Origin of the sequence: Streptomyces sp. NPDC050287, assembly GCF_044459385.1 — a bacterium.
Lineage (GTDB): Bacteria > Actinomycetota > Actinomycetes > Streptomycetales > Streptomycetaceae > Streptomyces.
On record NZ_JBITIY010000020.1, the window covers coordinates 1 to 26,444 of the forward strand.

The window sequence follows — 26,444 nt, forward strand, 5'->3', positions numbered from 1 at the left end:
CCCGCGGAGCGGGTTACGCAGCGCTGGCGCGCTGCGTAAGGAGCGGCTCCGCTGACGCTCCGCCAGATTCCCGCGCAAGCGCGGGAATCGAATTCCGCAAGCGGAATTCTGAGTGCGTATCAATTCACGCAAGCGCGAATTGATGGAATCCCGCAAGCGGGATTCCTGGGGCTGGCAGCAAGGGGTAGGGTGCATCACGCGCGGGTCTGTGTAGGGCTTGGGATTCCCAGCTATCACCCCTGCCACGGATGTGACAGATCGTCGGCCTGACGGGGTGCCGGCCTCACGGTAGCGACGGGTTCCGCTGCGCTCCACCCTGAACCCCTCCCCCATCGTCTGACTGTCCCGACATGTTCTCCAACGCCCTGTCAGCATATAGGAACAACCGGCCCTTCGTGGATGTGATTGAGTCAGCTCCACCCTCGGGCGCAGAAGTTGGTGTGCGGATGATGCATCACGAGTCATCACTGTGTAGAGTCTGGTATCAGATGCTACCCCCTACCGCCGCGCACCTTGCGCCTGGATTCCATTTACTGTTACGCGCCGCATTCCGCGAAAAGGAGAACACGGGGCATGGCCGTGAAGCTGCGTGATCACCAGATCGAGGCCGTTGCCGCCATTGTGCGCGGTCTTGATGTTCCGCAGGGTGGTATTCCCTGGAATGGTCTTCGTGGGCAGGTGCACGCCGCGTGTGGCACGGGGAAGACCATCATGGCGGCGGTGGCGGCGAGGCGGCTTGTGCCCAGGGGACGTGTGCTCGTGTTGGTGCCGACGCTGGATCTGCTGGCGCAGACGGTGAGGGCGTGGCACGAGGCCGGGCACAAGGGGCCGGCGGTGGCGGTGTGTTCGCTCCAGGACGATCCGGAGCTGTGGTCGTTGAAGGTGCGCTCTACGACGAACCCGATCCAGTTGGCGCTGTGGCACGGGCAGGGGCCGGTGACCATCTACGCCACCTACGCGTCTTTGGGTGTTCTGGCGGAGGCGTTCGAGGGCGCCTACGGTCAGAAGCTTGATCGAGTAGACCTCGCGGTGGTTGATGAGGCCCACAGGACAAGTGGTTCGATGGGTAAGGCCTGGGCGGCCATCCACGATCAGAGCGTCATCCCGTCGCACCGTCGGCTGTACCTGACGGCGACGCCGCGGATCTGGGAAGAGCGGCTCAACCGGGAGATCGCCGAAGGAGTCCGTGACCCGCTGCCGCGGGAGATGGCAGCGTCCATGGACGACGAGACCGTCTTCGGGCCCGTCCTGTACAAGCTCTCGCTCGCATCAGCCGTCTCCCGGGGCTTGCTGGCGCGGTATCAGATCATCGTCCTGGAGCTGAAGGACCCGGTCGTCACTCCGGAACGGCTGATGGGCGAGGAGCGGCGCAGCGAGGAGGTGCGCGGTCAGCGGCTCGGAGCCTTGCAGGCCGCGCTCCTGCACACGATGGCGGAGCACAACCTGTCGACGTGCATCACCTTCCACCACCGGACCATCGAGGCGCAGGCGTACGCGGAGGGTCTGGAGCGGGTGGCTGCGAAGCTGCACGCGGATCAGCCCGAGACGTACCCGAAGCGCATCTGGGCCGACTGGCTGTGCGGCGAGCACGTCCCTGAGCACCGGCAGGAGGTTCTCGGCTCGTTCGGGTCCACGGCGCAGCGTGCCGTGCTCTCCAACTGCCGGGTCCTGGGCGAGGGTGTCGATATTCGAAGTGTGGATTCAGTTGCTCTACTGGACCCCAAGGGCGCGCCGCACGACATCGTCCAGGCCATCGGCCGGGCACTCCGCCAAAAGCCCGGACAAGGCAAACTCGCCTCCTTGATCGTGCCCGTCTTCCTCCAGCCCGGAGAAATGCCTGAGGATATGTTTACCTCGGGGTCGTATCGCCCGTTGGTGAAAGTCTTGGAAGGTCTGCGCGCTCACGATGAAGAAGCCGTCGAGCTGCTCGCCATTCCCCAGGAGCCTCAGAAGGATGTCGCCCAACCGTCCGTGAACATCGGCACGCCGCCCGAGGAAGGCGAAGCCGAATCACGGTTGCTGCTCCGTTTCGCCGCCCCCAGGGATCCCGTGATGGTCGCCGACTGGGTCTCCTTCAACGTGATCGACACCGAACGCCAGGACTGGGCCCGCGGCTGGGCGAAGCTGAAGACGTACGTCGAACGGGTCGGGAACGCCCGCGTGCCCTACGGACACCGCGAGGGCGCCACACCACTTGGACAATGGGTCGCAGAACAACGACGCGTCTACGCAGCCGGCCAGATGACCGGCCAGCGCGCCCAGCGACTCGAGCAACTCGGCATGGTCTGGTCCCTGGCAGATGAACGCTTCCAGGAGAACCTGGAAGCCGCCAAGGCCTACTACGACCAGCACTGGACACTCTGCGCACCGAGGTCCGCAGCGATGCTGGACAGGCCGTTGGGGATGTGGCTCGCGAATTTGCGGCGGCCCGGTGCACTGGATGACCACCCCGAGTGGAAGACCGCGCTGGAAGCCGTGGACAAGGACTGGAACCCGTCCTGGTCGGCGGACTGGCAGCGGCACTACGCCGCGCTGCGCGAGCTGGTGGCCGACGAAGAGGGCCAGGCGAACGTCCTTCCCGGCGTCACGGTCCACGGCATGGACATCGGGAAGTGGCTGGCCCGGCAGCGCAAGCCGGAGGTCTGGCGGGCCCTGACAGAGGGGCAGCGCGAGCGCCTGGAGCGGCTCGGCATCACGCCGCTCGCCCCGGAGCCGGAGACGCGCGCGAAGCCGCCCACGACGCCCATGAGCGCTTTCGAGAAGGGCGTCGCAGCACTTGAGCAGTACAAGACCCGCGAGGGGCACGTGACCGTCCCACGGGGACACGTAGAGACGCTGCCGGACGGAACCGAAGTCAAGCTCGGAGTCTGGACCATGAACCAGAAAACCCGCCGCGCCAAGCTCACCACCGACAAACTCCAGGCGCTCGCCGCGCTGGGACTGGAATGGGCGTCGGAAGGTTAAGGAGGGGGGTAAGTTGGTGGATAAGTTTTGGTTGGGTCTCGAGTAAAGGGTGCGGGGCATGCCGTCTGAAGAAGAGCTGTTCGCGTCTGTCGATGCTCTGCTGAATGAGGAGCCGCACCTGCCGCCTCCGGCGGAGCGGGCCCGGCTGCGTGAGGCTGCCGGCATCACCCAGGCCCGCCTCGCCACCGCGCTGAAGACGACGACCCAGTCCGTGAAGAACTGGGAGAACGGCCGAAGCGAGCCGAAGTCGCCACGCCTGGACGCCTACCAGCGGCTGCTCAACGGGTGGGCGGCGAAGTACCCCGCCACCGGCGCAGCCCCGGCGGTCTCGGTAGCCGCGACGGCGCCGGCGGCGTCTGCTGAACCAGCCGCGTCCGGAGTGGAGACGGCAGACACCCCGCAGGCTCCCGCCGTTCCAGCTGCGGCGCCGGCGCGCCCCGCCACCCCCCGGCCCGCCGCGGCATCGCGGCGACCGGCCCCGAAGAAGGCGGCGCAGCCCGCAGCCGACCCGCGCTTCCCGCACGGCCCCCTCGCGGTCCTGGACGGTGACGGCTGCGCGTACGGCGTCGACGGCATCGTGCTCGACTGCCCCGCGACCACCGTGGTGGAGCTGGTGGAGTGGACGCTGCACGAGTCCGGCCTCGGCGCGCCCAAGCTGAACCGCCACGGCAAGGACTCCGACCCGCTGATCGTCCTCACCGCCGCGGCCGCCATCAAGCTCGGCCTCCCCGAGCGCCTGGAAGGCCACGAGCAACGCCGCTCCCTGCGCCTGCCGGAAGACCACCCGGTGGTCAAGCAGGTGGTGAAAGCGAAATGGCGCCTCACCCAGCGCGGGTTCGGCCCCTGGGCAAGGATCTACCGCAAGGCCACTGGCACCCAGCGGCAGTGCGTGCAGCTGGCGATCCTGTCCTGGGACGCCCTCGATGAGCGGTCCTGGCCCGGGGTGGCGGATATGGAGCCGGCCGACATCGCCCGCGTCCTCGGCATCTACGCCACCCGCGTCATCACCCCGCGCGGCTCCACAGCCGTATCGGGCCTTGAGCTCATGACGGCGCTGCGCCCGCCCACACGCGCCACGCAGGACCCCGCCACCGGCAACTGGGTGCCCGGCCACAACCCCGGCTCGCTGGGCACGGAGCCGATGGACCCCGCGCCACCGGAAGCCACCCCCGAGCACCCCGCCGTCGTAGACAGCGGCTGGAGCGGCGGCTTCCTGAACGAGGAGGCCTACCAGTGGGTGCGCGACGTCGACCTGCTGAGCGATGAGGAGTGCACGCTGCCCTACGCGGTCGGCCTGGACCTCAACACCGCCTTCCTCGCCGCCGCGGCCCGCCTGGTCGTCGGCCTGTCCGCCCCCGACCACTTCCACGCCCCAAAGTTCAACCCGAAGATCCCCGGGAGCTGGCTGGTCGACCTCTCTTACGTCGAGCTGGACCCGCGCCTGCCCAGCCCCTTCACGCCGGACGGCACCCGGCCGACGGGACCTGCCTGGTACCAGACGCACACCGTCGCCTACGCCCAGGAACTCGGCTACAACGTCGCTCCGATCGAGGCGTACCTGCGCCGCGAGACCGGCGCCTACCTGGACCCGTGGCACGACCGGCTTCGGACGGCGTACGTCGACACCCTCGCCGACCTCGGCGTCACCAAGGACCTCGACGACCGCGCCTTCCTCGCCGCGATGGAGCGCCACAAGGACGCCGACCCCGCCATGGCGGCCGTCCTCGCCGCCATCAAGGCCACCGTCAAGGGCGGCATCGGCAAACTCCGCGAACGCCCCCAGGGCAAGAAGTACAAGGAGGGCGAGCGGTGGCCGGCCCTTCAGCGGCCGACCTGGCGCCCCGACATCCGCGCCGCCGTCATCTCCAAAGCGCGGGTCAACATGCACCGCAAACTGCGCAACATGGCCACCATGACGGGCCTGTACCCGCTCGCCGTACTCTCCGACTGCGTCGTCTACCCCTCACCAGGCGACTCGCCGCTGGACTTCCTCCCGTACGCCGCCTCCGGCAAGCCCCAGCCCGGCGGGTTCCGCCTCGGACCCACCCCGGGCCTGGCCAAACTCGAAGGCGTCCAGTCGATGCTGTGGGCGGTCGACCTGATGGAGCAGGGCGACAACCCCGCCCGCCACATCAAGGGCGGCGACGCCGTCCTCGACGAAGGAGAGTAAGGCCATGGGGGAGATCGAGGACGCCATCGAGCGGGCCGACCGGGAAGCGTTCACCCGCCAGCCGCCCAAGACGCTGAAGGGCCAGATCGGCTACCTGATCAAGCAGTTGGGCAGCGCGAAGGCCGTCGCACGCGAGATCGGGGTCACCGCCGACTCCGTCAACCGCTACCGGCGCGGCGCCCGCAAGCACGCCCGCCCCGACGTCGCCGCGAAGATCAACGACGCGGTACGTCAGCGATGGCAGCCCCAGGTCCGCAAACGCCGGCAGAAGTTGGCCGCCACCGCGACCGGGATCACCGTGGAGACGAGGGCCCGGTTCGGCTACACCGCGCCGATCGGCACCACCGACGACGGACGCTTCCGGCGGCTCACCGTGCACCTTCCCCCTGCGTACGCGCAACGCCTGTTCGACGCCCGTGACACAGGCGCCGGCGACCAAGAGATGCGGGGGATCATCGCCGAAGGACTCAAAGAGATCTACTTCCAGGACGGCGGAACCCGCGCCATGGGACTCTCCGACGTCACCCTCAACGACATCGACTACCTCGACCTCGACTACTGACCTCACACCGGCATCCGGGCCCGCACCTGCTCGTTGAGCCCAAGCACGATAGTTGTCACAGAGGCATGCCTGCTGTCACTTCGCGTCCGTGGCTGCCTCGGTGTAACTCCCGCGGTGGATGGCATCAGGCCGAAGGCTGGTCAAGCGGTGAGTTCGGGCCGTGAGGCAGGCACCGCGGTACGGCGGTGACGTCCTGATGGGCCGTCATTGGGGTTGACGTCACCAATGGCGAAGTCCATCAGCAGCTGTTCCAGCGTCGAGGCCTTGTCGGCTTCCCCAACACGACGAAGGGTTTCTTGAACATCGCGGACCATCCGCTGGATCTCGATACGTGCTCGTGTTTTGAGGCTTTCGGTCTCCCGCCGGGCGTCGGCTGCAACCAGGTCCGCTTCCCGTAGCAGGGCATCGACCTGCAGACCGGACCTAGCATGCAGGCTTGATATCTCGGTCTGAGCTTCACTGCGGATACGGTCTGCCTGCACGACAGCTATGTCGAGGAGCTCAGCAGCCGTGTCTTCAGCGCCACGGATCAACTCGACGGCGGTCAGACGAGCTTTCTCCTCGGTGAGCGCGGCCTGGGTCATGGCGTTCGTGATCATCACGTCGCATCTTTCCTGGACATCAGCACGCATTGCCGTGAGGTGTTGGAGTTCAGCCAGTGCCTGACTGAGCAGTTCTCGTGCGTGCCGTTCAGTGTCCGCCGCGGTACGTGCACGCTCGGCAGCGGCCATCAGCTTGCGATCTGCCCAGTAACCGGCGTCGTCCGGATTGGCGATCATGAGCCTGAGCGCGGCGTTCTCCTGACGGGCTCGCTTCAGATCGTCCGCGGTATCGGAGGGATCGGTGGGGTGCTGCAGAGCCTCTTCCTCGCGTTGCGCCTGCCCATGCACTTCCAGCCACTCCTGCGGCTTCCCACCGAGCCATTCGACCACGTCGTACAAGAACTCACGGCTGGGCACCTGGCCGTTGAACAGACCTGACAGAGCAGCACGCGAGTAGCCGGTGCGTTTGCTGATCTCCGCATAGGTCGGATCGCCCGCCTGCCGCTTCAGCGCGCGTAGCCGTTGCGCAAGTTGCGTACGGGCTGATCCGTCTGCGGGTAAGTCCTTCAGCTTCCGGCCTGCCACAGGCCCTCCCCCATTGTTTACAGGCCTGCGATTGTTCCGGAACTAGTGCCGCGCCATGCCCCATTCGATGAAGTCGATGTTGCTGATGCAGGTCAGCGAGTTGTTCGGCATTCTTCAGATGACCTGTTCACGCGTTGGAGTGATCAAAGCGCAGCCCGTGTACTGGTTTTCCCACCCGTGCCCGATGCCGGATACGTCTCGGGGCAATGGCTCAGGCCTACCGGCACATGGAGGAAGGAGAACGGTGCACGACACGAACGACCCCCTCAAACGGGAGCCGAGGCAGTCTCGTCGGCGGCGTCTGGCCGACGGCCTCAAAGCCGTCCGCCGCATCGAGCCCATCATCGCCCTGGCGGTGCAGATCGGCTCGCTCATCGTCACTGTGACCAGTAACTGGCCCGGCCACCCTCACGGGTGACCGGGCCAGGCGGAAGGAGCTGATGACAGGCCACCCCGGGGTGGAGCCGGGCAGCAACGCACCCGGGGCCGGCCGCACGCCTTCGTACCGCCACTGTGCCACGTCCCAGGGCAGGCCACGACGGCTACGACCACGTTTGGAACCTCACGTAATTCCCCACCCGCAGCCTCACCTTCCCGCCCAACCGCTCGGATGAGCGCACTGCGTATCCGCACGACGGGGTCTAGCCGGCGCGATGGGATACGCCGCCGGCGACGACGTCGACACCCCGCACGGGCCGGCCGCAGCACAGCCGACAGCGCCGGCCGGGGCCGTCGGCGGCCGCGGGAGCGAACGACACCGCCGTCGGGCCGGCCCGGCCGCGCACGAGCGGCGAGCAGCAGGACGTCCTGCGTGCGAACGCCCGGCCGGGCGAGGGCCTTGCCGGACAGGCGCGTCGGGCCCGGCAACGAGAGCGGTGCCAGCCCGACGTGTCGGCGGACGCGGGTCCAACGCAGGAAAGCGACACTCACGGCCTGGGGGAAGCAAGCAGACGCCGGGCCCAGGACCGGACGGCTACTGCGAAAACACCCGCCCGGATCGGCGAACGCGAGACCGTGGCGGAGTGACCCATCATCCCGGCCTCCTGCGGACCGCTCCCCTGCAGGGGGAAACAACCTCGTCGCTGATCTGCCGCATCGCAGGCCGCTACGGGATGGAAGCGAAGGCGTTGCGGTCGTACTGGCAGTGGCGCAACTACCCGCCGGGGCACGACGGCGGGGGCGCGCGGGCCGACGCCGAGGTCCTGCTGAACACGGCCGGACAGGAGGTCCTGGCAGAGCTGTGCGGCGTCGAGGAGGACGTCCTGGCGCGGGCGTTGCCGTCCTGGGGACAGGAGGACGCCAAGCTGTCGGCTGGGAAGAACGGGGTGCCGGCGGCGGCGTGGCGGACCGGCGGCGCGGTCGCCGGTCCGGTCGCCTTCGGCTGCCGCCTGTGCGCGGCCCGGCGTACGGGGACGGCCGTGCGGGTCGTGCGGTACACACCGCGGTGGGAGCGGGTGTGTGTCCGGCACGGGCAATGGCTCCTGGACGCGGACGCCGACCAGCCTCTTGAGCATCTGGACGTACGGCAGCTGCCGGAAGTGGCCGCGACGCAGCGGCGGTGGACGGGCGTGGCGCGGCGGGCGTTGCGGGCCGGGACCGAACCGGAGCGGGTGTTCGCGCTGGCGCATGCGGTCGTGGCCCGGTGGTGGGAACAGGCCCTTACCTGGGAGAGCGAGGCGATCTGGCCGCGGCGCCTGCACCAGGTCGCGGGCGGTGATGCCGCGACGGACTTGGAGCGGTGGCGGATCGTGGGACGGGACGCGGTCGTCTTTCCCGAGGTGGTGGCCGTCGCCGACGCGTTGCTGGATCCGGCCATGGCCGAGCTGGTGTGGCGGGACAGCGGGGCCGGGCGGCCGCGGCCGCTGTCCGCCGACGGGGCGTTTTTCCGCAGGCTCGGCGACCGGGTCGGGCGAGGATGGCTGGGGCCGCTGGCGGCGACCGACTACGGCGGCCCGCTGACCTCCTGGATGGGCAGCGTCATCCGCATCCGCCGCGGTGCCGGCGGGCCCCCCGGGTACGACAACGACCCCTGGTGGCTGCGCCAGGAACACCAGCCCGCGACCATGGCCGGACAGCTGCGCGTGCTGGGCAAGGAGAAGAAGGCGCCCGGCTCGGGGAGGATGTGGCGGGCAGCGGTGCCCGCAGAACAACGCACCCTGATCACCCGGGCGATCGAGAGCGCCGAGGAACACCTGCTCCAGCTGCGCGGGGTGCAGACCGGGCCGACCGCCGACGTCGCTCAGCAGCTCCTGCGCAACCTCCGCCACAGCGCCGCCCTGATCGACAACGCCTGGAAGCGGACCGCCCTGGCCGCGTTGAACGCCGGGATGCCCCTGGAAGAGGTCGCCCAGTGGGCAGGAATGCCCGCCGACGCCTTGATGAACATGCTGACGGCCGGACAGGAAGACGGCGGCTGAAGGACCGGCGACAGCGTCGAGGAAGCTCGTCAACCATTAGCGCACGCAGTACCCGTCCGGGGCAGGTATCTGGGAAACCGCCGTGCCTGCACGCGGATACGGCTTGGCTGCAGCAGGTGATCAACGCAGGTACAGCCAGGCCAGGGAGCCGGGCAGGGCGGATGACGGCCGGTCGCGGTACCGAGTTCGAGGCGGTCTTTCTCGACCCCGTCGGGCAGGTGGTCCAGCAGCGGTGGGCGGACGCCGCCCTCACGGTGGCATTCGAGGACCTGCCGCCGGTGTCCGCGTTCCCGGTGATCCCGGGGCGGCGGTGGGGGCCGGGCCTGTGGTGGTCGGCCACGACCGGGAAGCATGTCTCCGCGGGATCGAACGCGATGCGCATCCAGCTGATGGCCCTGGACCGCGACCCGGACGTGACCGCCCTGGCGGGTCGGCCGGTGCGGCTGCTGTGGCGCAACCCCCGCGGACAGGTGCGTTCCTGGGTGCCGCAGCTCTTCGCCCGCTATACCGACGGCACCGCTCTGCTCGCCGACTGCCCCAGCCATCCAGACGCCGGCGGCGAACGCGCCCTGCGCGCCGCCCAGGCGGTAGCCGAGGCGTGCGCGGACATCGGCTGGGCCTACCGGCGCCTGCCCCCGCTCGACGACGTGGCGGCCGCCAATTTGAAATGGCTGGCCGGCTACCGCCACCCCCGCAACGCGGGCCGGCCCGGTCTGACCGCGGCAGTCCTTGAGGCGTTCACGCGGCCGCGGCCGCTGATCGAAGGCGCCGAAGCAGTCGGAGACCCGATCGAAGTCCTCCCCGCCGTCTTCAACGCCCTGTGGCACAGACAGCTGACGACAGACCTTGAGACACCGCTGCACGAACGCGTCCTCGTCGGCCCGCAGCACTGGAGCGGCTCCGGCAAGACGGGAGGTGCCGGGTGAGTGCGCGGCGCAATGCCCGGCCTGCGGTCAGGGTCGGGGCACATGTCCGCTTCCGCGGCGTGAAGTGGCAGGTGGTCGCCCTGTCCGGGCAGGACATCCACCTCCTCGGCCCGGACGGCGGCGGCCAGGCGGTGCTCGCCGGGCACCTGTTCGCCGACCCCGGCTTCACCATCATCGGAGCCGACATGCCCCAGGCGGCCCCGCAGTGGGGGCTGTTCGAGAGCGCCCCCACCGCGGCGCGCGAGAAGGCACTGGCCTGGCAGCGGCACGTCAGGGAAGTCGACTGCGGCCTTGCCGGCGGGCCCGGCAGCGAAGGGGCGGTACGGCCGCAGTACGACCCCGAGCAGCACACCCTGGCCGAGCGAGAGCAGGCCAAAGCCGCGGAGCTGACCGCGCTCGGCTTCGGCCGCGTCTCACGCACCACGGTGCAGCGCATGCGCCTTGCCTACCGCAAACAAGGCCTGTGGGGGCTCCTCGACCACCGCAGCACCCGTGCCCCCAGTCCCACCGGGCGGGCCGACGAACGGGTCGTCGCCGCCGTCCGCGAGGCGCTGCGCCGCCGGCACGGCCGCTCCAGGGGCACCATCAACGGCCTGTTCCCGCTGATCAACCAGATCCTTGAAGACCGGCACGGCGCGGGCACCGTGCCCGCACCGTCCCAGGCCACGCTGTACCGGCTCGTCACCACCCTCGCCCGCCCCGGCGAACTGCCCACCGGACGCGTCCGGCAGACCCCCGCCAGCTTCGACGGGCGCGCCTTCACCCCCACCACGGCACTGCGGCCCGGCGAGCAGGTCCAGATCGACACCACCCGCCTGGACGTCCTCGCTCTCTTCGACGACGGCCACCTGGCCCGCCCCGAGCTTTCGATCGCCATCGACGTCGCCTCGCGGGCGATCCTGGCCGCCGTCCTGTGCCCGAGCGCGACCAAGGCCGTGGATGCGGCCCTGCTGCTGGCGGAGATGGCCGTCCCGCACCCCGCCCGCCCCACCTGGCCCCACATCCTGCGCATGGACCACGCCCCCGCACTCCCCCACCAGCGGCTGACCACACTGGACGAGCGCCTGGCCGGCGCGGCCGCCCGGCCCGTCGTCCTGCCCGAGACGATCGTCGTCGACCGCGGCAAAGTCTTCGTCTCCCGCGCCTTCACCGCCGCCTGCGAAACCCTCGGCATCAGCGTCCAGCCCACCCCGCCCTTCGCCCCCACCGCCAAAGGCATCGTCGAGCGCGCCTTCGGCACCATCAACCACCTGCTCTGCCAGCACCTGCCCGGCTACACCGGATCCGACGTCACCCGCCGCGGCCCCGACGCCGAACACGACGCCTGCTACAGCGTCCCCCAGCTGCAGGACCTCCTGGACGAATGGCTGGTGCACTACCACCACCGCCCCCACGAAGGCCTGCGCCACCCGATGATGCCCCGCAAGGCGCTCACCCCGAACCAGATGTGGGCCGCACTCGTCGCCGTCGCCGGATACGTGCCCGTCCCTTTGACCGGCCACGACTATCTCGAGCTGCTGCCCGTGCGCTGGCAGGCCATCACCGCCTCCGGCATCCGCATCCATCACCGCACCTACGACGCGGACCTGCTTGCCCCCTACCGCGGCCAGCCCTCCCCCATCGCCGGCCGAGGCGGGAAATGGGAGATCCACTACAACCCCCACGACGTCCGCCAGATCTGGGTCCGCCTGCCCGACGGCCACCTCACCGAGATCGGCTGGATCCACCGCGACCACGTTCACCAGCCGTTCAACGACCGCACCTGGCAGCACGTCAGAACACTCGCCCTGCACGGCAACCACCACGACGCCGAGCAGCACGAAGCCGACCTCGCCGACGCCCTCGACCAGCTCATGCGCCGCGTCCACAGCGGCCACGCCACCAAGACAGAACAGGCACTCGTGGCCCGCACCGCCGCCCTCCCCCTCCCCACAGCCCGCCGCTCAGAAGAGGACACCGGCCAAGGCGCCGACGACCCAGCGCAGTGGGACGAGGACGACAGCATCGACGACCTCGACGACCTCCCCGATGACGAAACCCACCCCGCCGCGGCCACCGGATTCGGGCTCTACGACGCACATGAGGAAGCCGACAAGTGGTAAACCCACAGCCGCAGAGCACGAACAGCACACCAGCCACCGCCGCCGGCGCGGACGGCGGTGCGGCCGAACCGTCCTGGCCCCTGACCACCTGGCAGGGCTGGCACCGCTTCGCCACCACCGACGCCGTCACCCCGCCCCAGCCCGACGAGGCGCCCCGCAGCACCGAAGAACGCCTCGCCTACCACTCCGCGTTCGTCACCATCCGCACCCCCGCCATCAGCCAACTCGCCACCCAGACCCGCACCCTGATGATCCTCGGCCGCCACCAACAGGCCACCGCACGCCCCTCCTTGATCGTCACCGGGCCCGCCGCCGCCGGCAAAACCACCGCCCTCCTCCACGTCGGCCGCGCCTGCCACCTCGCCCACACCCGCAAAAACCCCACGCCGCCCGGATCAGCCCACACCGCGGTACCCGTCGCGTACGTCCTCGTCCCGCCCGGCGCCACCGCGAAAACCCTCATCACCGAATTCGCCCGCTACCTCGGCATCCCCACCACCACCCGCATGACCCAGACCCAGATCACCGACGCCGTCTGCCACACCTACACCCAGGCTGGTGTCCAACTCGTCCTCATCGACGAAATCCACCGCCTCAACCCCCGCACCACCACCGGCGCTCAGGCCGCCGACCTACTCAAAGACCTCACCGAACGCCTGGCCGCCACCTTCGTCTACGCCGGCATCAACGTCACCGACACACCCCTGTTCACCGGGACACGCGGCGCCCAACTCGCCGGACGCGCCACCCTCATCAACTGCGGCCCCCTCCCCGCCCGCCACGGATCACGTGAACCCTTCCGCGACGTCATCACCGACATCGAAACCAACCTCGACCTCCAGCAGCACAAACCCGGCACCCTCCCCCGCCACGCCCCCTACCTCCACCAGCGCACCGCCGGCCGCATCGGAAGCCTCACCCGACTCATCCGCCAAGCCGCCATCACCGCCATCTGCGACGGCACCGAACGCATCACCAAGCAATCACTCGAAGCCATCCGTCTCGACCACCTCGCCGAGCAACACAGCCGCCCTACACCAAAGCGCTGACCGCCCAACTCAGACCTCGCCCCATTCCCGCAACAGCGCGAAACCGGCCGTACTGAGCTGTTCGGGAAGCGACACGGCCCCATCGCTGCGAAACTCTGCCTGGCAGGCAGTCGCACTGGACGGGGGCGTGTAGCTGTGGCGAGAGCAAAGACGAAGGCGCAGTCCCGCAAGGGCTATTACCGGGCAGCGCACTACGTGAGGCCATCCTCGACGTCCAGCCGATGGAAGAAGCCATCCCTGGGGCTCATCCTGGGCGCCGCTGTGCTGCTCATTGCCGCATGGAACACCCTGTTCTCAGACAGCTCCGACAGCTCGGACAAGACGCCTCACCCTCAGCCGTCCAGTGTCTCGGCCTCTGCGGTACCCGGTCAGTGATCCCGCCTGCGGCGCAAGGCCGACAAAGGGCGCTGCCACGCTCTGGCCTTCTCAGGCCCGCCATCACGGGTGACTTCCGGACTCGCCGTCTTGGCCGGCAGGTTCTGCGCGCGCAGCTGCTGCCAGGCGGTTTGCCACTGCGTGATCTGTTCATCGGGAACACCGCACGCTGAAAGGTAGACGGCCGTAGTACCCCAAGTCGCCGGAAGAGTGCTGCGGTTGAGCAGAGCGCCGACGGTGCCGGCCGCCATGCGTCCGGCCGAACGCTCACTGACCGCCCGATGAGTCAGTCCACTGACCACCCGGACCTCCGCGAGAGCGGTGAAGAACCCGGTCACGGTACGGATCGCGCGCGGATCCGGCCAGAGACGCTCCCCCGCATCCGCACCCGCCGCCGCGGCAGCAACGGGCGCGGCAGGCAGATCCGCGCGGTTACGCCCCAGCGCAACCTGGGCACCGCTGTTGCGGTCCCGCGCCTGCGGAACAGGATGCCCGCGCGCCTCCATCGTCAGGCGCAGATGCCGGTACAGCACCCCGAGGTCAACCAGCGCGGGAGCGCCGGGTATGCCCCGCCGCAGGGCCTCCAGCAGAGCCCCGGTGAAGGCCGTGTAGGTCTCCCCCACCGGCGCCAAAGCAGTACGGGTCTCGGCGGCAGCCGCCAGCAGGAAACTGCCCTCCACCGCCGCCTGGTCGGCAAGCCCCGTCCCCGCGCTCATCCGCCCCAAAGCCAGACCGCTGTAACAGCAGTCCAAAATCACCACATGCCGCTCGGCCCGGGAGTCCAGCAGCAGCACCTGGCGCACCCAGTCATAGGGCAAACCGGTCTCGACACGGTCGAACTCGGTATGCGGCAGAGCCAGAACGAGCTGATCCTGGGCATCGACCACTCCATGCCCGGCGAAGTAGACGATCAGTGTGTCGCTGGCCTCGGCGGCGGCCTGCCGCACCGCGCCCACCACCGTGTGCGCGGCAGCAGGATCCTCCACAACAGTTACGTGCTGGGCGGGCAGTTGCAGCGACAGCGGGCTGCACAAAAGATCGGCGAGAGCCCGCAGATTGTTGGCCACGGCCGGCAACGGCTCCAGATGCTCAAAGCGGCTCGTGCCCACCAGCACGGCCCTCGAGGCCCCCGGATCGGGCAGCACACTCACCGATCCCCGCCCTCACCGCCGCCGATGGCCTCAAGCGCCCGAACCGCCCGCGCGATCTCCTCCTCAGAACCCTCCGCTAGGACGATGACCGTCTCCCCGCGCCGGATCTCCACTCGCGGCCGCTGCGGCCGGCTCTGCCGCCACGCCGCGACCGCCAGCACGAACGACGCCGCATTCCACCCATTGCCCGTCACCAGCTCAAGCACATCCAGGACCGTGCCCATATCCCCCGGCCCCGGCACCCCGCCCCGCACCCCCACCACAACAGACCGGCGCACCACAGGATCCGCACGCAACCAGCCCTGCAGCGAACGCAACTCCCCCGCACCCAGCCCAACCTGCAGCTCTAACCGCACCCCGGCCTCCCCTGATCCATACGCGCACCCACCGACCATGCACAACCGATCAGGAAACCCGCTCCAGCACAACACCACCCCCCGACCAGACAAAAGACCCCTGACCAGCACAAACAGCCGCCGAGCCTTTTGGCCCTACCGATACCTACAACAAGCGCCACTCTCCTCAACACACCACCAACAACCCCAGCTCAAACCCCCGACCACCCCCCAAAGCCACTCCCCCCAGCCTCTCAGCGAACCAACAACACACCAGGCCAGCCGCCGCCCCGTACACCAACAAGCCCCCCTCCGAGCGTCAGCAGCGCAAGCGCCGTGAAGAGGTACGGATGCGGGCCATCGGCATCTTCGAGGAGGGTGCGAAAGTCCCGTGTATCGCCCGGGAGTTACGGGTAAGCGAGAAGTCCGTCTACCAGTGGCGCCGTGCCTGGAAGGCGGGCGGGCCAGAGGCCCTGCGTTCCAAGGGGGCTCCGGGCTACGACTGCCGGCTCGGTCCCCACCTGCAGGCCAGACTCGCTGCCTGGCTGGAGGAAGGACCGGCCGCACATGGCTGGAGTGATGACCAGGTGTGGACGGCCGCTCGGGTATGCACGCTGATCGGGCGGAAGTTCCACATCTCCTACAGCGTCTCCGGGGTGACCCGGCTGCTGCACCGGATGGGTTTCAGCGTGCAAATGCCCGCCCGGCCCGCCACCGAACGCGACGAGGACGCGATCAGCGCATGGCGGGAGGCGCCCTGGCAGGAGGTAAAACGCTCCGGGCGGCGACCGGCGCATTCGTCTGCTTCGAGGACGAATCGGGTGTGACCGGCCGACCGCCCAAGGGCCGTACCTGGGGCACGCGCGGTATCACCCCGACCGTGAAGGTGCCCGGCCGCAGCCGTGGGCGCCTGTCGGTGGCCGGGCTGCTGTGCTACCGGCCCGGCCTGCCCGCCCGCCTGTGCTACCGGTTGCATCGTCACACAGGGCGCAAGGGTGAACGCCGCTTGCTGGATGGTACCCACCAGTTGCTGAAGGCCCCGCTGATCGTGGTGTGGGACCGGCTGAACACCCACATCTCCACCACGATGCAGGCGCTCGTGGCGGAGCCTGAGTGGCTGACCATAGTGCTGCTGCCCGGATACGCGCCCGAGCTCAACCCGGTCGAGGGCATGTGGGCGCACATCAAACGGAGCCTGGCCAACCTGGCCGCCCGCACCCTCAGCAAGCTGGAAACTCTACTCCGCGCAGACGGATCAAGGCGCGGCAGTACCGGCACGCCATCCTCCACGGATTCCTCGCCGGAACGGGCCTCTCTCTCGACAGATCGGACGAACCCTAATACGTCGAAGTCAGTAGCCCCGATCCGACTGGTTTGCATCCAGCAGGCTGGCTCTACGACGTCACAATGCTGCCCCGACTCCCGGTTGCCGGTCAGCCAGGGCAGCATCGGAGCGGTGGATACGGTGCGACCGTGAAGCTGTCGACGGTGACCCACGGGGCGTTGTCGTGACAATCTTCAGAGTGTGGCTACCGGCAGGCAGCACGCCAGGTGATGCCGGTGCCGGTGAAGGAGACGGTTCCTTCCAGCGCGGCGCGCTTCGAGTTGTGGCAGGTGCCGTTGTGACAGCCGCCCGGCTCCGGGTGACCCGGGCGTACAACGGCCAGGCCACGACCAGGACGGCCGGCACCGCGTTCCGCAGGCCGGCGCCGAGCACGATAGCGACCACTATCGCCAGGATGACGGCGGGGAAGGCGAACCCCAGGTCCGCGATCCGCATCACGGTCTCGTCCACCCACCGCCCGAAGAACCCGGCGCAGGCCCCGAGCAGCCCGCCGACCAGCAGCGACATGGCCACCAGCAGGAGGGCGAGCGGGAGGAGCCCGGGCCCCGTAGAGCACGCGCCTCAGCACGTCCCGACCCAACTCGTCCTGCGCACCGACCCCGCCGAACACCGGCCAAAGGTCGTCAACCGGTTCAACGCCGTCTGAACCCCCGTCTGCGATCACGGCGCAGACAGAGGTCGAAGATCAAACCAAGTGGCTGTTTCAAACAGATCGTATGACCCTTGACGGTAAGATATCTAATCAATACTCTCCCCATCAGTTCCGCATCACTCGAGGGCCAACGATGCCCCCCATCACCTGTGAGGAACGATGGACCTTGGCTGCGTTCGCGCGCCTGTCTTCCCTGCCGCGAGAATCGAGCCACACGGCCGCGCCTGTTCCCGTTCGGAGGAACAGCGCCGAGAGCGACTCTCCTGGCAGGCATTCGATGGGGTAATCGCATGCTACGCCTCGCCGAGGGGCATCACGGCCGCGAAACCTCGGCTGACGGCGCTCCCATGCCGAGCGCGACGCCATCACATGGGTTTCACCACCCGGACGGTGACCCGGGCAAGCCGCAGCCCCCGCATGTCATGGCGGAAGCAGGGAGCAAGCGCACCCGCACCCGCAATGAATCATGTGATTCCGTTCGACCTCATACAATCTCAACTGGTGCCGCTACGGCTGAGCGAGCCTGAGCATCGTCGGGAAGCGCCGACCTGGTCAGGTCTGCCCGCGCAATCTCGACCACGTCCCGATCGCTCTGAGGGCATCCAGGAGCTCCGCACCTCGTTTCGTCGGCGCGTCCACCACCAGCCGCACGGCGGGCCGCTGATTGCACGGCCGTCGTGAGGCCAACCCGTGCTTGAGCACATGATCACCGGCCATCTGTCTCGCGAACTGCGGGATGCGACCGCCGATGGCGGCGAGCCGTGCGTTTGTCGGCTGATGTCCGTGATCGGCCTACCGACCTGCGCCGACTGCTGAGCAGGACCCGGCCTTCCTGGGATCGAACAGGTTCACGACCGCGGGGCGCTCAACAAGGTCGGTCTTCACCGGGACGGGCCCTTCTTTCCTCATCCCTCCATCTCGGGGACCTGCCATACGGCCGTCATTGACCGGTCACGTCATGCACGCACTTCAAAAGGAACCCACACATGGCCAGATCCACCACCGGCGCAGACAGCGCCGGTTCCCCTTCAAGCCCGAAGACGGCGGAGCACGGACGCCGGCCGCACCACCGCGACACTCTGGAGCAGGGCACTCTCATAGCGGCGGCGCTGTGCGTCTTCATGGCCCAGTTCGCACTGACCGTGCCCGCGGGCTTGAACGGTCTGTTCCAGCAGGACTTCAGCACGTCGGCGTCGGAGCTGACCTGGATCAGCGACGCCTTCCTGGTCCCGGTCACCGTCCTGGAGTTGACCTTCGGACTGCTCGGCGACCTGTTCGGACGACGCCGACTGCTGGTCGGCGGCTCCGTACTGGTGGCGATCGGATGCGCGACCTGCGTCCTCACCCCCGGATCCGGCACCGATCACACGACTCGGCTGATCGTGATGTGGACCGGCCAGATCATCACCGGAATCGGCGCCGCGGCGGTCATTCCGACCACCCTGGCCATGATCGCCGCGGGCACGCACACACCTCGGGCACGCGCCCGCTCCATCTCGGTGTGGGCGGCATCGCTGTCCTTGGGAAGCGTGCTGTCGCCTCTGGCGTGCGGCCTGACCGCCCGGTGGCAGTTCGGCTCGAACCCGTACGCAGGATGGCGGTGGGCCTTCCTCGTCGTCGTCGTGCTCGCCGGCGTGTCGGCAGTGCTCGCTTTCCTCCTGGCTCAGAACTCGTCGTCACCCGAAGGCCGTTCCCTCGACTGGCCGGGACAGATCACGATCGGCCTCTCCGTGCTCGGCCTGCTCTTCGCGGTGATTCAGGGGCCGACGAGCGGCTGGGGCAGCGCGGAGGTGATCGGCGGATTCGCGTGCGCGGCCGTCTTCCTCGTGGCCTTCGTCCTCGCCGAGCGGCGCTCGGCGTCCCCGCTGCTGCGCCTGGACCTGTTCAACGACCGGAACTTCACGATCGCTGCCGTGGTGACCGTGGTCGGCATGTTCGCCTACCTCGGCACCGGCTATGTCACGAGCATCCGCCTGACCGCGATCCAGGGCTTCACTCCGCTCAGAGCCTCCCTCGCGTTCATCGTGTTCAACGGGGTTTCGGCACTGATCCAGGTCCCGATCGCCTCCCGCCTCATCGAACGGTACAACCCCAAGTGGGTGCTGGGCGGCGGGCTTCTGCTCATCGCGGCGGGGGACTTCTGGATGGCCACGATCCCGATCGGCAGGCAGTCGATCACCCCCCTGATACCTCCACTCGTCGTAGCCGGCGCCGGCGTGGCGTTCGTGTTGTCCGCCGTCACCTCCGTCGTGATCAACACCGTGCCCAACCACCTCGCCGGCATGGCCGCCGGATGGACCAGCCTTCTGCGTGACTTCGGGTTCACCCTCGGCCCGGCCGTGGTCGGAGCGATCGCCCTCAGCCGGGCGGCACAGGGGATCAGCGACAAAGTCGCGTCCACCCCGGCACTGAGCCAGGCGCTGGACGCCTTCAACACCTCGGCGGCGACCGCCCCCAGCGACCAGCGGGAGGCGCTGGAGGGCGCCATCGCGGCGGTCGACTCCGGCCCGCTCGGCGCCAACGCCGTACCCGCAACCGTCTCCCTGCCCGACGGTTCGACGGTTCCGTTCAACCCACTGAAGGAGACCGCCTTCCACGCCCTGGGCAGCGCCTACTCGCTCGGCTACCTGATCGTCGGACTGTGCGCGCTCGCGGCCGCCCTCGTCACCATGGTCCTGATCGGCGGACAGCGAACGGACACATTGATCACGCCAGAGTCGCTGAATGATTGATTTACCGCAGACGCCGCATGCCCGCTACTGCTGTGCGGAGCCCGGTGGCGCAGATCCCGGAAGAGGGGTGTGCCACCGGGCTTCGGCGTGAGCTGCGTGCCAACCTCTGACGGGCGTCGCTGTACACGCGCAGGTCGGCCGCCTCGCGCCATAATCCGGACCACACGACGAAGACCGCCCGGATCATCGCCCCCTTCGGCCCTGTGGGAGACGCCGTGACGACGTTGCTCTGCGGGCCGGCGCTGGATGGCGAACCGATAGCTGCGGACCGCGCTCAGCGACAGCCCGGTCTCGGTCAGGGGTGCATCACGGTGGGGCATGAGGGCCTTGCTGTCGTCCGGCGTAGATGTCGCAATCCACACCGAGCCAGAAGGCCCTCACCCATTTCAAGATCCCTCAGCCGAGACCTCCGTCACCAACCTCCGTGGACAGCACAGCTAGGGCCTGTTCTGAGTTGAGGTCACGGGAGGGCTGGACTCGGGCGAGTCCAGGGCCAATTCCGCCCAGATGGTCTTGCCAGTGCCGTTGTGGCGCGTGCCCCAACCGCGACTGAGTTGCGCCACGAGCAGCAGGCCGCGACCGCCCTCGTCGTAGGTACGGGCACGGCGCAGGTGGGGTGCGGTGCTGCTGGCGTCCGAGACCTCGCAGATGAGGTGGCGGCCCTTGAGCAGTCGCAACTCAATGGGCGGTTCGGCGTGCCGGATCGCATTCGTGACCAGTTCACTCACCACCAGTTCGGCGACGAAGGACGCCTCCTGCACATTCCACGCATCGAGTTGCGCGGTGACGAGCTTGCGCGCCCTGGCCACCACGGCAGGGTCGGCCGGCAGGCCCCAGGTGACGACGTGCCGGGGGTCGAGGGCCTGGGTGCGGGCGATGAGCAGGGCGATGTCGTCAGCGGGGTGCTCGGGTGGCACTCTGGCGAGCACGGTGTCACAAAGATCGTCCAGGGACGTCGCCGGACTGGCGAGGGCACTGCGCAGACGCGCGGTCCCTTCGTCGATGTCCTGCTCGCGGGACTCGACCAATCCGTCGGTGTAGAGAGCGAGAAGGCTCCCCTCGGGGAGGGTGACCTCGGTGGTTTCGAAGGGCAGCCCGCCCAGACCCAGCGGAGGACCGGCCGGTACGTCCAGGAAGTCCACGGCGCCCCCGCTGCTGACCACGGCGGGGACCGGGTGGCCCGCACTGGCCACCGCGCAGACACGGGAGACCGGGTCGTAGACCGCGTACAGGCAGGTGGCACCAAGGCCGGCAGCCATCTCGGCGGCCTGGTCGCTGGGCGAGGCGCCGTCCATGTCCGTGTCCGCCGAGAGCCGGATGACCAGGTCGTCGAGATGGGTGAGCAGTTCGTCAGGCGGAAGGTCGATGTCGGCGAGCGTTCGAACGGCGGTCCGCAGCCGTCCCATGATCGCCGATGCCTGGACGCCGTGTCCGACCACATCCCCGACGACCAGGGCGACACGGGCGCCGGACAGCGGGATCAAGTCGAACCAGTCGCCGCCCACCCCGGCCAAGGTGTCCGTCGGCAGGTAGCGGAAGGCTGCCTCCACCGCAGGCTGAACGGGAAGTCGCTGGGGAAGCAGGGCCCTTTGCAGCGCCAGCGCGGTCTCCCGCTCTCGGGTGTACCGGCGCGCATTGTCGATGCAGACCGCGGCCCGGGCGGTGATCTCCTCTGCCAGCAACAGATCGCCCTCGCTGAAGGACTCCGGCCGTTCGTGACGCAGAAAGACCGCCACTCCCAGGGTGTGGCCGCGGGCCGTCAGCGGCACGGCCATGACTGAGTGAATGCCGAAGGCCCGGACCGACTCCTCCCGACCAGGATGCCCCACCGACCAGTCAGCGGAGTCGGGGGCGAATTCGGCATGGAGCACAGCCCGGCCAGTGGCCAGGCACTCCGCCGTCGGGGAATTGGCGGCGTAGCCGTCCACCTCGCCGGGGCGGAGCACCGCCTCGGCGATGCCCGGAAGCACGGACTGCTGGGCGACGCGACGAAGCACGAAAGAGCCTTCCGCGGTGGGCCCGGGCATCGCGCCCCCCGATGGCGCCGCCTCGGCGCGCTCGACGTCCGGAAGAAGGTCGATGGTGGCGAAGTCCGCGAACTCCGGCACGGCCACATCAGCCAGCTCCTGGGCCGTGCGGGCGACACTCAACGTACTCCCAATGCGGGCGCCCGCGTCGTTGAGCAGCTGGAGCCGTTTTTGTGCCCAGTACTGTTCGGTCATGTCGTGGGCCGACAGTCCCACGCCGCGTAGCTCGCCGCCCTCGTCCCGTATCGGGTACAGCGAGAGGGACCACGCCTGCTTGCGGATCTCCCCGGCGACCTGTACCCGAACCTCCACATCCTGAGGTTCACCTGTCTCCAGCACGCGCGCCATACACTGCTCGACCCTGTCGAACTCGGGGTGGACCACCAGCTCGGCGTGCCGAAGGCCCCGCATCTCCGCCTCAGTCAGGTTCAGAGCGCGCTCGGCATAGTGGTTGGCCTGCCTCAGGCGCAGGTTCGTGTCGTACGCATGCATCGAGCAGCAGGCAGCCTGGTAGAAGCTCCACGCAGCCAGTTCCCTCGGGTCCTCGGCGGCACTGGTGCCTGCGAGAGGGGACAACACCAGCCAGTGAGGGGCGCTGTCGTCCTCCCGCTGGTGGTGGGCGAGCAGGCGGGCTTCCACCCCGTGTCCGTCTTGGTGCCGCAGCCGCACTGTTCCGGTCCACCTCGGCAGGGTCCGCAGCCGACGCATTGCCTCTGCGGAGATCTCTTCGTCGAGCAGGTCGGCAGCAGGTCTGCCAATGACCTTTGCAGATGAATAGCCGAGCAGTCGGCGAGCGCCCTCACTCCACTCGATGATCACGCCGTGTTCGTCGACAGCGGCACGCGCCGTGAGTGAGTCGCCGGACATGTCGAAGGGGTTCGGCGATTCGACGTCGTGGGTGATTCGCCGTCCCGCCACCATCTCACCTCCACCAGCTTCCGCGGATCGCTGTAGTCACCACCCAGAGCGGTATTTGATCAGATAAATCCCTTCTCTCCTTCACCCATAGTGCTACGCGCCGGGCGGAACCTCTCTCCATTCCTGCCTGATCCAACGTCCAGGCCCTTAAGTTCATGGCTCTCCCCCCTCCCCGGCAAGGGCTTCGAGGCGCCCACCGCCGTGATGGCCTGCCCGCATTGCGTAGTCGTACGAACACCAGCAGTCGCGGCGACTGGGCTGCGCCCATCCCCGCGCACCGAACGAAACCCCGCCTGCGCCTCCCAGTCGGTACACGATCAAGGACGGGCAGGTCGAGTAACCCGGGGGTCTGTAAAGCGAGCGGTGTAACTGGGCTTGGTGTGGCTAGAGTTGGCCAGCGGAGCATGGTGCCGAGTGTTTCGGTGGCGAGTGCCTTGAGGGGCTGAGCGGGACGAGGAAGGATCCGTTTCTGCGGCCCCTTTTGCCTCTTCGGCCTGGGCTGCCATGGCCGCGAGGTAGGCGTGGGCGAGCAGCGCGAGAGTGACGAGCCGGTACCAGCCGACGTAGCGGCGGACTTCGTACTGGTCCAGGCCACACTCGTGCTTCGCGCTCTGGAAGCAGCTCCACGGACGGCCCGCAGGATCCAGTGGGGTGACCGCCGGGTCAGGCGAGTTCGTCACCGTCCCGGTCGGTTCCCGCCAGCACCAGCACGGCCGATCCCGCCACGACCGTCGAAGCGGCCATGGCCACGGCCATGGGGACGGCGGTGTTCTCTCCGCCCAGTCCGACCAGCGGGGAGACGGTGGCGGCCAGACCGAACTGCAGAGCCCCGAGGATCGCCGACGCGGTGCCCGCCGCCTGCGGGGCGCGGGCGACGGCGAGCGCCGTGGCGTTGGCCGCGATCAGACCGAGCGACGAAACCGTCACGAAGACAAGCGGGACGGCGACGTCTCGGACGAGCAGTCCGGTGCCGGCGAGCAGGCACAGCGTCGTAGAGCACACCGCCATGACGACGAGGCCGACGCGCAGCAGGAGACGGGCGCCGAAGCGCCGGACGATGCGCCGGTTGAGGGCGCTGGTGGCAGTGAATCCAACGGCGTTGGCAGCCAGGATCACCGCGTAGGTCCCGATCGAGAGATCGAAGACGTTCTGGTAGACGAACGGCGACGCCGCGAGGTAGCTGAACAGGGTGCCGAACCCAAAGGCGAAGGCAAAGGCGTAACCGAGGAACGGACGGTCAGTCAGGAGGGTGCCGGTACGGCGGAGGGTGGTGGCGAGCCCTCCGCCGTACCGCCGGTCGTGCGGCAGAGTCTCGGGGACCAGGAAGAGCGCGCCGAGGAACGTCAGTGCCGCCAGCCCCGCGAGGACGAGGAAGATCCCGCGCCAGCCGACGGCACCGACCAGTGCTCCCCCGATCAGCGGGGCGACGACCGGTGCCACGCCGGCCGTCATCATCAGCAGTCCGTACGCCCGGGCTGCCCCCGCCCCGCGCGCCCGGTCCCCGACCACGGCACGGGCGATGACGATCCCGGCGGCTCCGCTGACGCCGTGCACGAAACGGGCCGCGACGAGCAGTCCGACGGCGGGCGAAGCGGCGCAGAGCAGCCCCGCGAGCACACTCAGCGCGGTCCCGGCCAGCAGCGGCCGACGCCGGCCCCAGCGGTCCGACAGCGGCCCGATGACCAGTTGCCCGACGGCCAGGCCGGTCATGAACGCGGTCAGCGTCAGCTGGACGCCGGTGGCTGAGGCATGCAGGTCACGCGCCATGCGCGGAAACGCCGACAGATACATGTCGATGGCCAGCGGGGAGACTCCGTAGGCCAGGGCCAGCGCCAGCAGCATCGTGGCCGGCAGGTCCGTTCCGTGTTCCACGGGTGCGGTACGACGGTTGAGCCGTTCGGACCGTGCCCGCCTCGCGCGCATGGCCGTCACGCGGAGTCGGCCGGCGGCCGGGCGTGCCCGTTCCGGAGGGAGTCCAGCAGCCTCGGTGACGCCTGGAGTGCCGTTCGCTGCATCAGGTCCACGACACCGCGAGTGCCCCCCATTTCCGATCCCCCGCCGGCTCGGCCCGGGCCGCCGTGGCGCAGGGCGGGGAGCGGGGATCCGTGCCCGGTGGTCTGCGTCAGGTTCGTCGAGTCCAGCAGGTGGAGCCGCCCGTGCCAGGGAGCCGCCTCCCGGACGAAGGCGGTCGTCCAGGCGAGGTCGTCGCCGACGACCGAGGCCGCGAGGCTGCCACGGCCGCGCGCAACCAGGTCCGTGGCGTGGGCGGTGTCGCGGTACGCCAGCACGGTCGCGGCCGGTCCGAAGGGTTCGACCTCGTGGGGTGCCGAGGCGTCCGGGTCCGCGGAGATCAACAGCGTGTCCAGGAAGGCGCCCCGCTCCGGGTCGGCGTCCACCACACGCACCTTGCCCGGGTCGCCGTACACGAAGCGGCCGGACTCGACGATGGCGCGCACCGCCCGCCGTACGTCATCGCGCTGCTCCAGGCTGACGACCGGCCCCATCCGGACGCCCTCCGCACCGGGGTTGCCGATGGTCACCCCTGCCAGCTCGGCCGAGATCGCGTCCAGGGCGGCGAGTTCGTGCTCGCGCGGGACGAGGACCCGGCGGATCGCGGTGCACTTCTGGCCCGCCTTGACCGTCATCTCCGTGACGACCTCGCGGACGAACGCCTCGAACAGCGGGGATCCGGGCTCGACGTCCGGCGCGAGGACGATGGCGTTGACGGAGTCGGCCTCCGCGTTGAACCGGACGGAGCGGGCCACCAGGTCGGGGTGCGTGCGCAGGGTCGCGGCGGTGGCGGCCGAGCCGGTGAAGGAGAGCACGTCCTGTTCGTGGAGCAGATCAAGCGCCGTGCGCACCGAGCCCACGACCATCTGCAGGGCACCGGGCGGCAGGACTCCGGCCTCGGCCACGATCCGTACGAGGTGTTCCGTGAGGTACGCGGTGGGCGTGGCCGGCTTCACCACGCTCGGCATGCCGGCCAGCACCGCCTGCGCGAGCTTCTCCAGCGGCGCCCAGACGGGGAAGTTGAAGGCGTTCACCTGGAGCATCAGGCCCGGTGAGGGGGAAACGAGGTGGACGCCGAGGAAGTCCTCACCGCGCGCGAGGCGTTCGGCGGGGCCCTCCAACAGGTAGGGGGCGTCCGGGAGTTCGGCCCTGGCCCGGGCGGCGTAGTCGCGCAGGACGCGGACGCCGCCGTCGACGTCGTACCGGGCGTCCGTCAGGGTCGCACCGGCGCTCGCCGACAGCACGTAGAGCTCCTCGCGGCGGGCCCGGACGGCGGCGGCGACCGCGTCCAGGAGGTCGGCTCGCTGCGGGAAGGTGAGGTCGCGCAGGGCGGGACCGCCGACGCGTCGTGCATGGGCGAACGCCCCGGCGACGTCGAGCCCTTCGGAGGAGACGTGGCAGACCGTCTCGCCGGTGACCGCGTCGCGTACGGCGGCCGCCGACGCGGGCGTGACCGTGGGGGTGACCCAGGTGTCCTGCAGAAAACTCTGGAGCATGGGGTACGGCTGCTTTCGTCGAGGGCGGATGGGGGCGAGGGCGTGCCGGGAAGGTCCGGGCATTCAGTCCACGGAAATGGAAGCCC

General features: G+C 69.1%; 17 protein-coding genes and 2 pseudogenes. 11 read left to right on the plus strand and 8 right to left on the minus strand.

What is annotated here, in order from left to right; translation table 11 throughout:
• Window positions 1–573: 573 nt before the first annotated feature.
• Genes ACIBK3_RS42000 through tpg form a run of 3 tightly spaced genes read left to right on the plus strand, consistent with a single transcriptional unit; the run spans window position 574 to window position 5,696 of the window.
• Complete coding sequence (locus ACIBK3_RS42000) at window positions 574–2,964, plus strand: Helicase associated domain protein (RefSeq protein ID WP_399373521.1); 2,391 nt, start codon at window positions 574–576, stop codon at window positions 2,962–2,964.
• A gap of 58 nt (window positions 2,965–3,022) precedes the next feature.
• The gene (gene tap, locus ACIBK3_RS42005) at window positions 3,023–5,134 is read left to right on the plus strand and encodes a telomere-associated protein Tap (RefSeq protein WP_399373522.1); all 2,112 of its coding nucleotides are present in this window, start codon (window positions 3,023–3,025) and stop codon (window positions 5,132–5,134) included.
• Between the two features lie 4 nt (window positions 5,135–5,138).
• Entirely contained in the window at window positions 5,139–5,696 is a 558-nt protein-coding gene (tpg, locus tag ACIBK3_RS42010) for a telomere-protecting terminal protein Tpg (protein WP_399373524.1), read from the plus strand.
• 140 nt (window positions 5,697–5,836) lie between these two features.
• Here tpg and ACIBK3_RS42015 read toward each other — a convergent pair whose 3' ends face one another.
• Window positions 5,837–6,823, minus strand: coding sequence for a helix-turn-helix domain-containing protein (locus ACIBK3_RS42015; protein WP_399373526.1), 987 nt, complete (start codon window positions 6,821–6,823; stop codon window positions 5,837–5,839).
• 244 nt (window positions 6,824–7,067) lie between these two features.
• Between ACIBK3_RS42015 and ACIBK3_RS42020 the strand changes: the two genes are divergently transcribed.
• From ACIBK3_RS42020 to ACIBK3_RS42040, 5 genes are all read left to right on the plus strand, one after another.
• Entirely contained in the window at window positions 7,068–7,241 is a 174-nt protein-coding gene (locus tag ACIBK3_RS42020) for a hypothetical protein (protein WP_399373527.1), read from the plus strand.
• Window positions 7,242–7,845: 604 nt separating this feature from the next.
• Window positions 7,846–9,240, plus strand: coding sequence for a DNA-binding protein (locus ACIBK3_RS42025; RefSeq protein ID WP_399373528.1), 1,395 nt, complete (start codon window positions 7,846–7,848; stop codon window positions 9,238–9,240).
• A gap of 161 nt (window positions 9,241–9,401) precedes the next feature.
• Window positions 9,402–10,166, plus strand: coding sequence for a TnsA-like heteromeric transposase endonuclease subunit (locus ACIBK3_RS42030; RefSeq protein ID WP_399373529.1), 765 nt, complete (start codon window positions 9,402–9,404; stop codon window positions 10,164–10,166).
• Complete coding sequence (locus ACIBK3_RS42035; protein ID WP_399373531.1) at window positions 10,163–12,268, plus strand: Mu transposase C-terminal domain-containing protein; 2,106 nt, start codon at window positions 10,163–10,165, stop codon at window positions 12,266–12,268. The genes ACIBK3_RS42030 and ACIBK3_RS42035 overlap by 4 nt, the downstream gene beginning before the upstream one ends.
• 80 nt (window positions 12,269–12,348) lie before the next feature.
• Window positions 12,349–13,317: a TniB family NTP-binding protein gene (locus ACIBK3_RS42040; RefSeq protein WP_399373659.1), complete on the plus strand. Its 969-nt coding sequence runs from the start codon at window positions 12,349–12,351 to the stop codon at window positions 13,315–13,317.
• A 368-nt stretch (window positions 13,318–13,685) separates the two neighbouring features.
• On the opposite strand, the gene ACIBK3_RS42045 is transcribed toward ACIBK3_RS42040, so the two are convergent.
• Window positions 13,686–14,843: a caspase domain-containing protein gene (locus tag ACIBK3_RS42045; protein WP_399373532.1), complete on the minus strand. Its 1,158-nt coding sequence runs from the start codon at window positions 14,841–14,843 to the stop codon at window positions 13,686–13,688.
• A complete protein-coding gene (locus tag ACIBK3_RS42050) occupies window positions 14,840–15,199 on the minus strand; it encodes a hypothetical protein (RefSeq protein ID WP_399373534.1) in 360 nt (119 codons plus the stop codon). The genes ACIBK3_RS42045 and ACIBK3_RS42050 overlap by 4 nt, the downstream gene beginning before the upstream one ends.
• A 323-nt stretch (window positions 15,200–15,522) precedes the next feature.
• Between ACIBK3_RS42050 and ACIBK3_RS42055 the strand changes: the two are divergent.
• A pseudogene (locus ACIBK3_RS42055) lies at window positions 15,523–16,005 on the plus strand (winged helix-turn-helix domain-containing protein); the annotation flags it as partial.
• Window positions 16,002–16,655: a transposase gene (locus ACIBK3_RS42060; RefSeq protein ID WP_399373535.1), complete on the plus strand. Its 654-nt coding sequence runs from the start codon at window positions 16,002–16,004 to the stop codon at window positions 16,653–16,655. The pseudogene ACIBK3_RS42055 and the gene ACIBK3_RS42060, both read left to right, overlap by 4 nt.
• Here ACIBK3_RS42060 and ACIBK3_RS42065 read toward each other — a convergent pair.
• Window positions 16,581–17,030 carry an ABC transporter permease subunit gene (locus tag ACIBK3_RS42065; protein WP_399373537.1) on the minus strand — a complete coding sequence of 150 codons (450 nt, stop codon included), beginning with the start codon at window positions 17,028–17,030 and terminating at the stop codon, window positions 16,581–16,583. The two genes, ACIBK3_RS42060 and ACIBK3_RS42065, sit on opposite strands and share 75 nt — an antisense overlap.
• 1,131 nt (window positions 17,031–18,161) lie before the next feature.
• Between ACIBK3_RS42065 and ACIBK3_RS42070 the strand changes: the two genes are divergently transcribed.
• Window positions 18,162–19,907, plus strand: coding sequence for an MFS transporter (locus tag ACIBK3_RS42070; RefSeq protein ID WP_399373538.1), 1,746 nt, complete (start codon window positions 18,162–18,164; stop codon window positions 19,905–19,907).
• 437 nt (window positions 19,908–20,344) lie between these two features.
• On the opposite strand, the gene ACIBK3_RS42075 is transcribed toward ACIBK3_RS42070, so the two are convergent.
• The 4 genes and pseudogenes from ACIBK3_RS42075 to paaZ all read right to left on the minus strand — a co-directional run bounded on the left by ACIBK3_RS42075 (window position 20,345) and on the right by paaZ (window position 26,358).
• Window positions 20,345–22,855, minus strand: coding sequence for a SpoIIE family protein phosphatase (locus ACIBK3_RS42075; protein WP_399373539.1), 2,511 nt, complete (start codon window positions 22,853–22,855; stop codon window positions 20,345–20,347).
• Window positions 22,856–23,169: 314 nt separating this feature from the next.
• Window positions 23,170–23,514: pseudogene (locus ACIBK3_RS42080) on the minus strand (hypothetical protein); the annotation flags it as partial.
• A 1-nt stretch (window position 23,515) separates the two neighbouring features.
• Window positions 23,516–24,724 carry a multidrug effflux MFS transporter gene (locus ACIBK3_RS42085; RefSeq protein ID WP_399373541.1) on the minus strand — a complete coding sequence of 403 codons (1,209 nt, stop codon included), beginning with the start codon at window positions 24,722–24,724 and terminating at the stop codon, window positions 23,516–23,518.
• Between the two features lie 56 nt (window positions 24,725–24,780).
• Complete coding sequence (gene paaZ / locus ACIBK3_RS42090; protein WP_399373543.1) at window positions 24,781–26,358, minus strand: phenylacetic acid degradation bifunctional protein PaaZ; 1,578 nt, start codon at window positions 26,356–26,358, stop codon at window positions 24,781–24,783.
• Window positions 26,359–26,444: the final 86 nt, after the last annotated feature.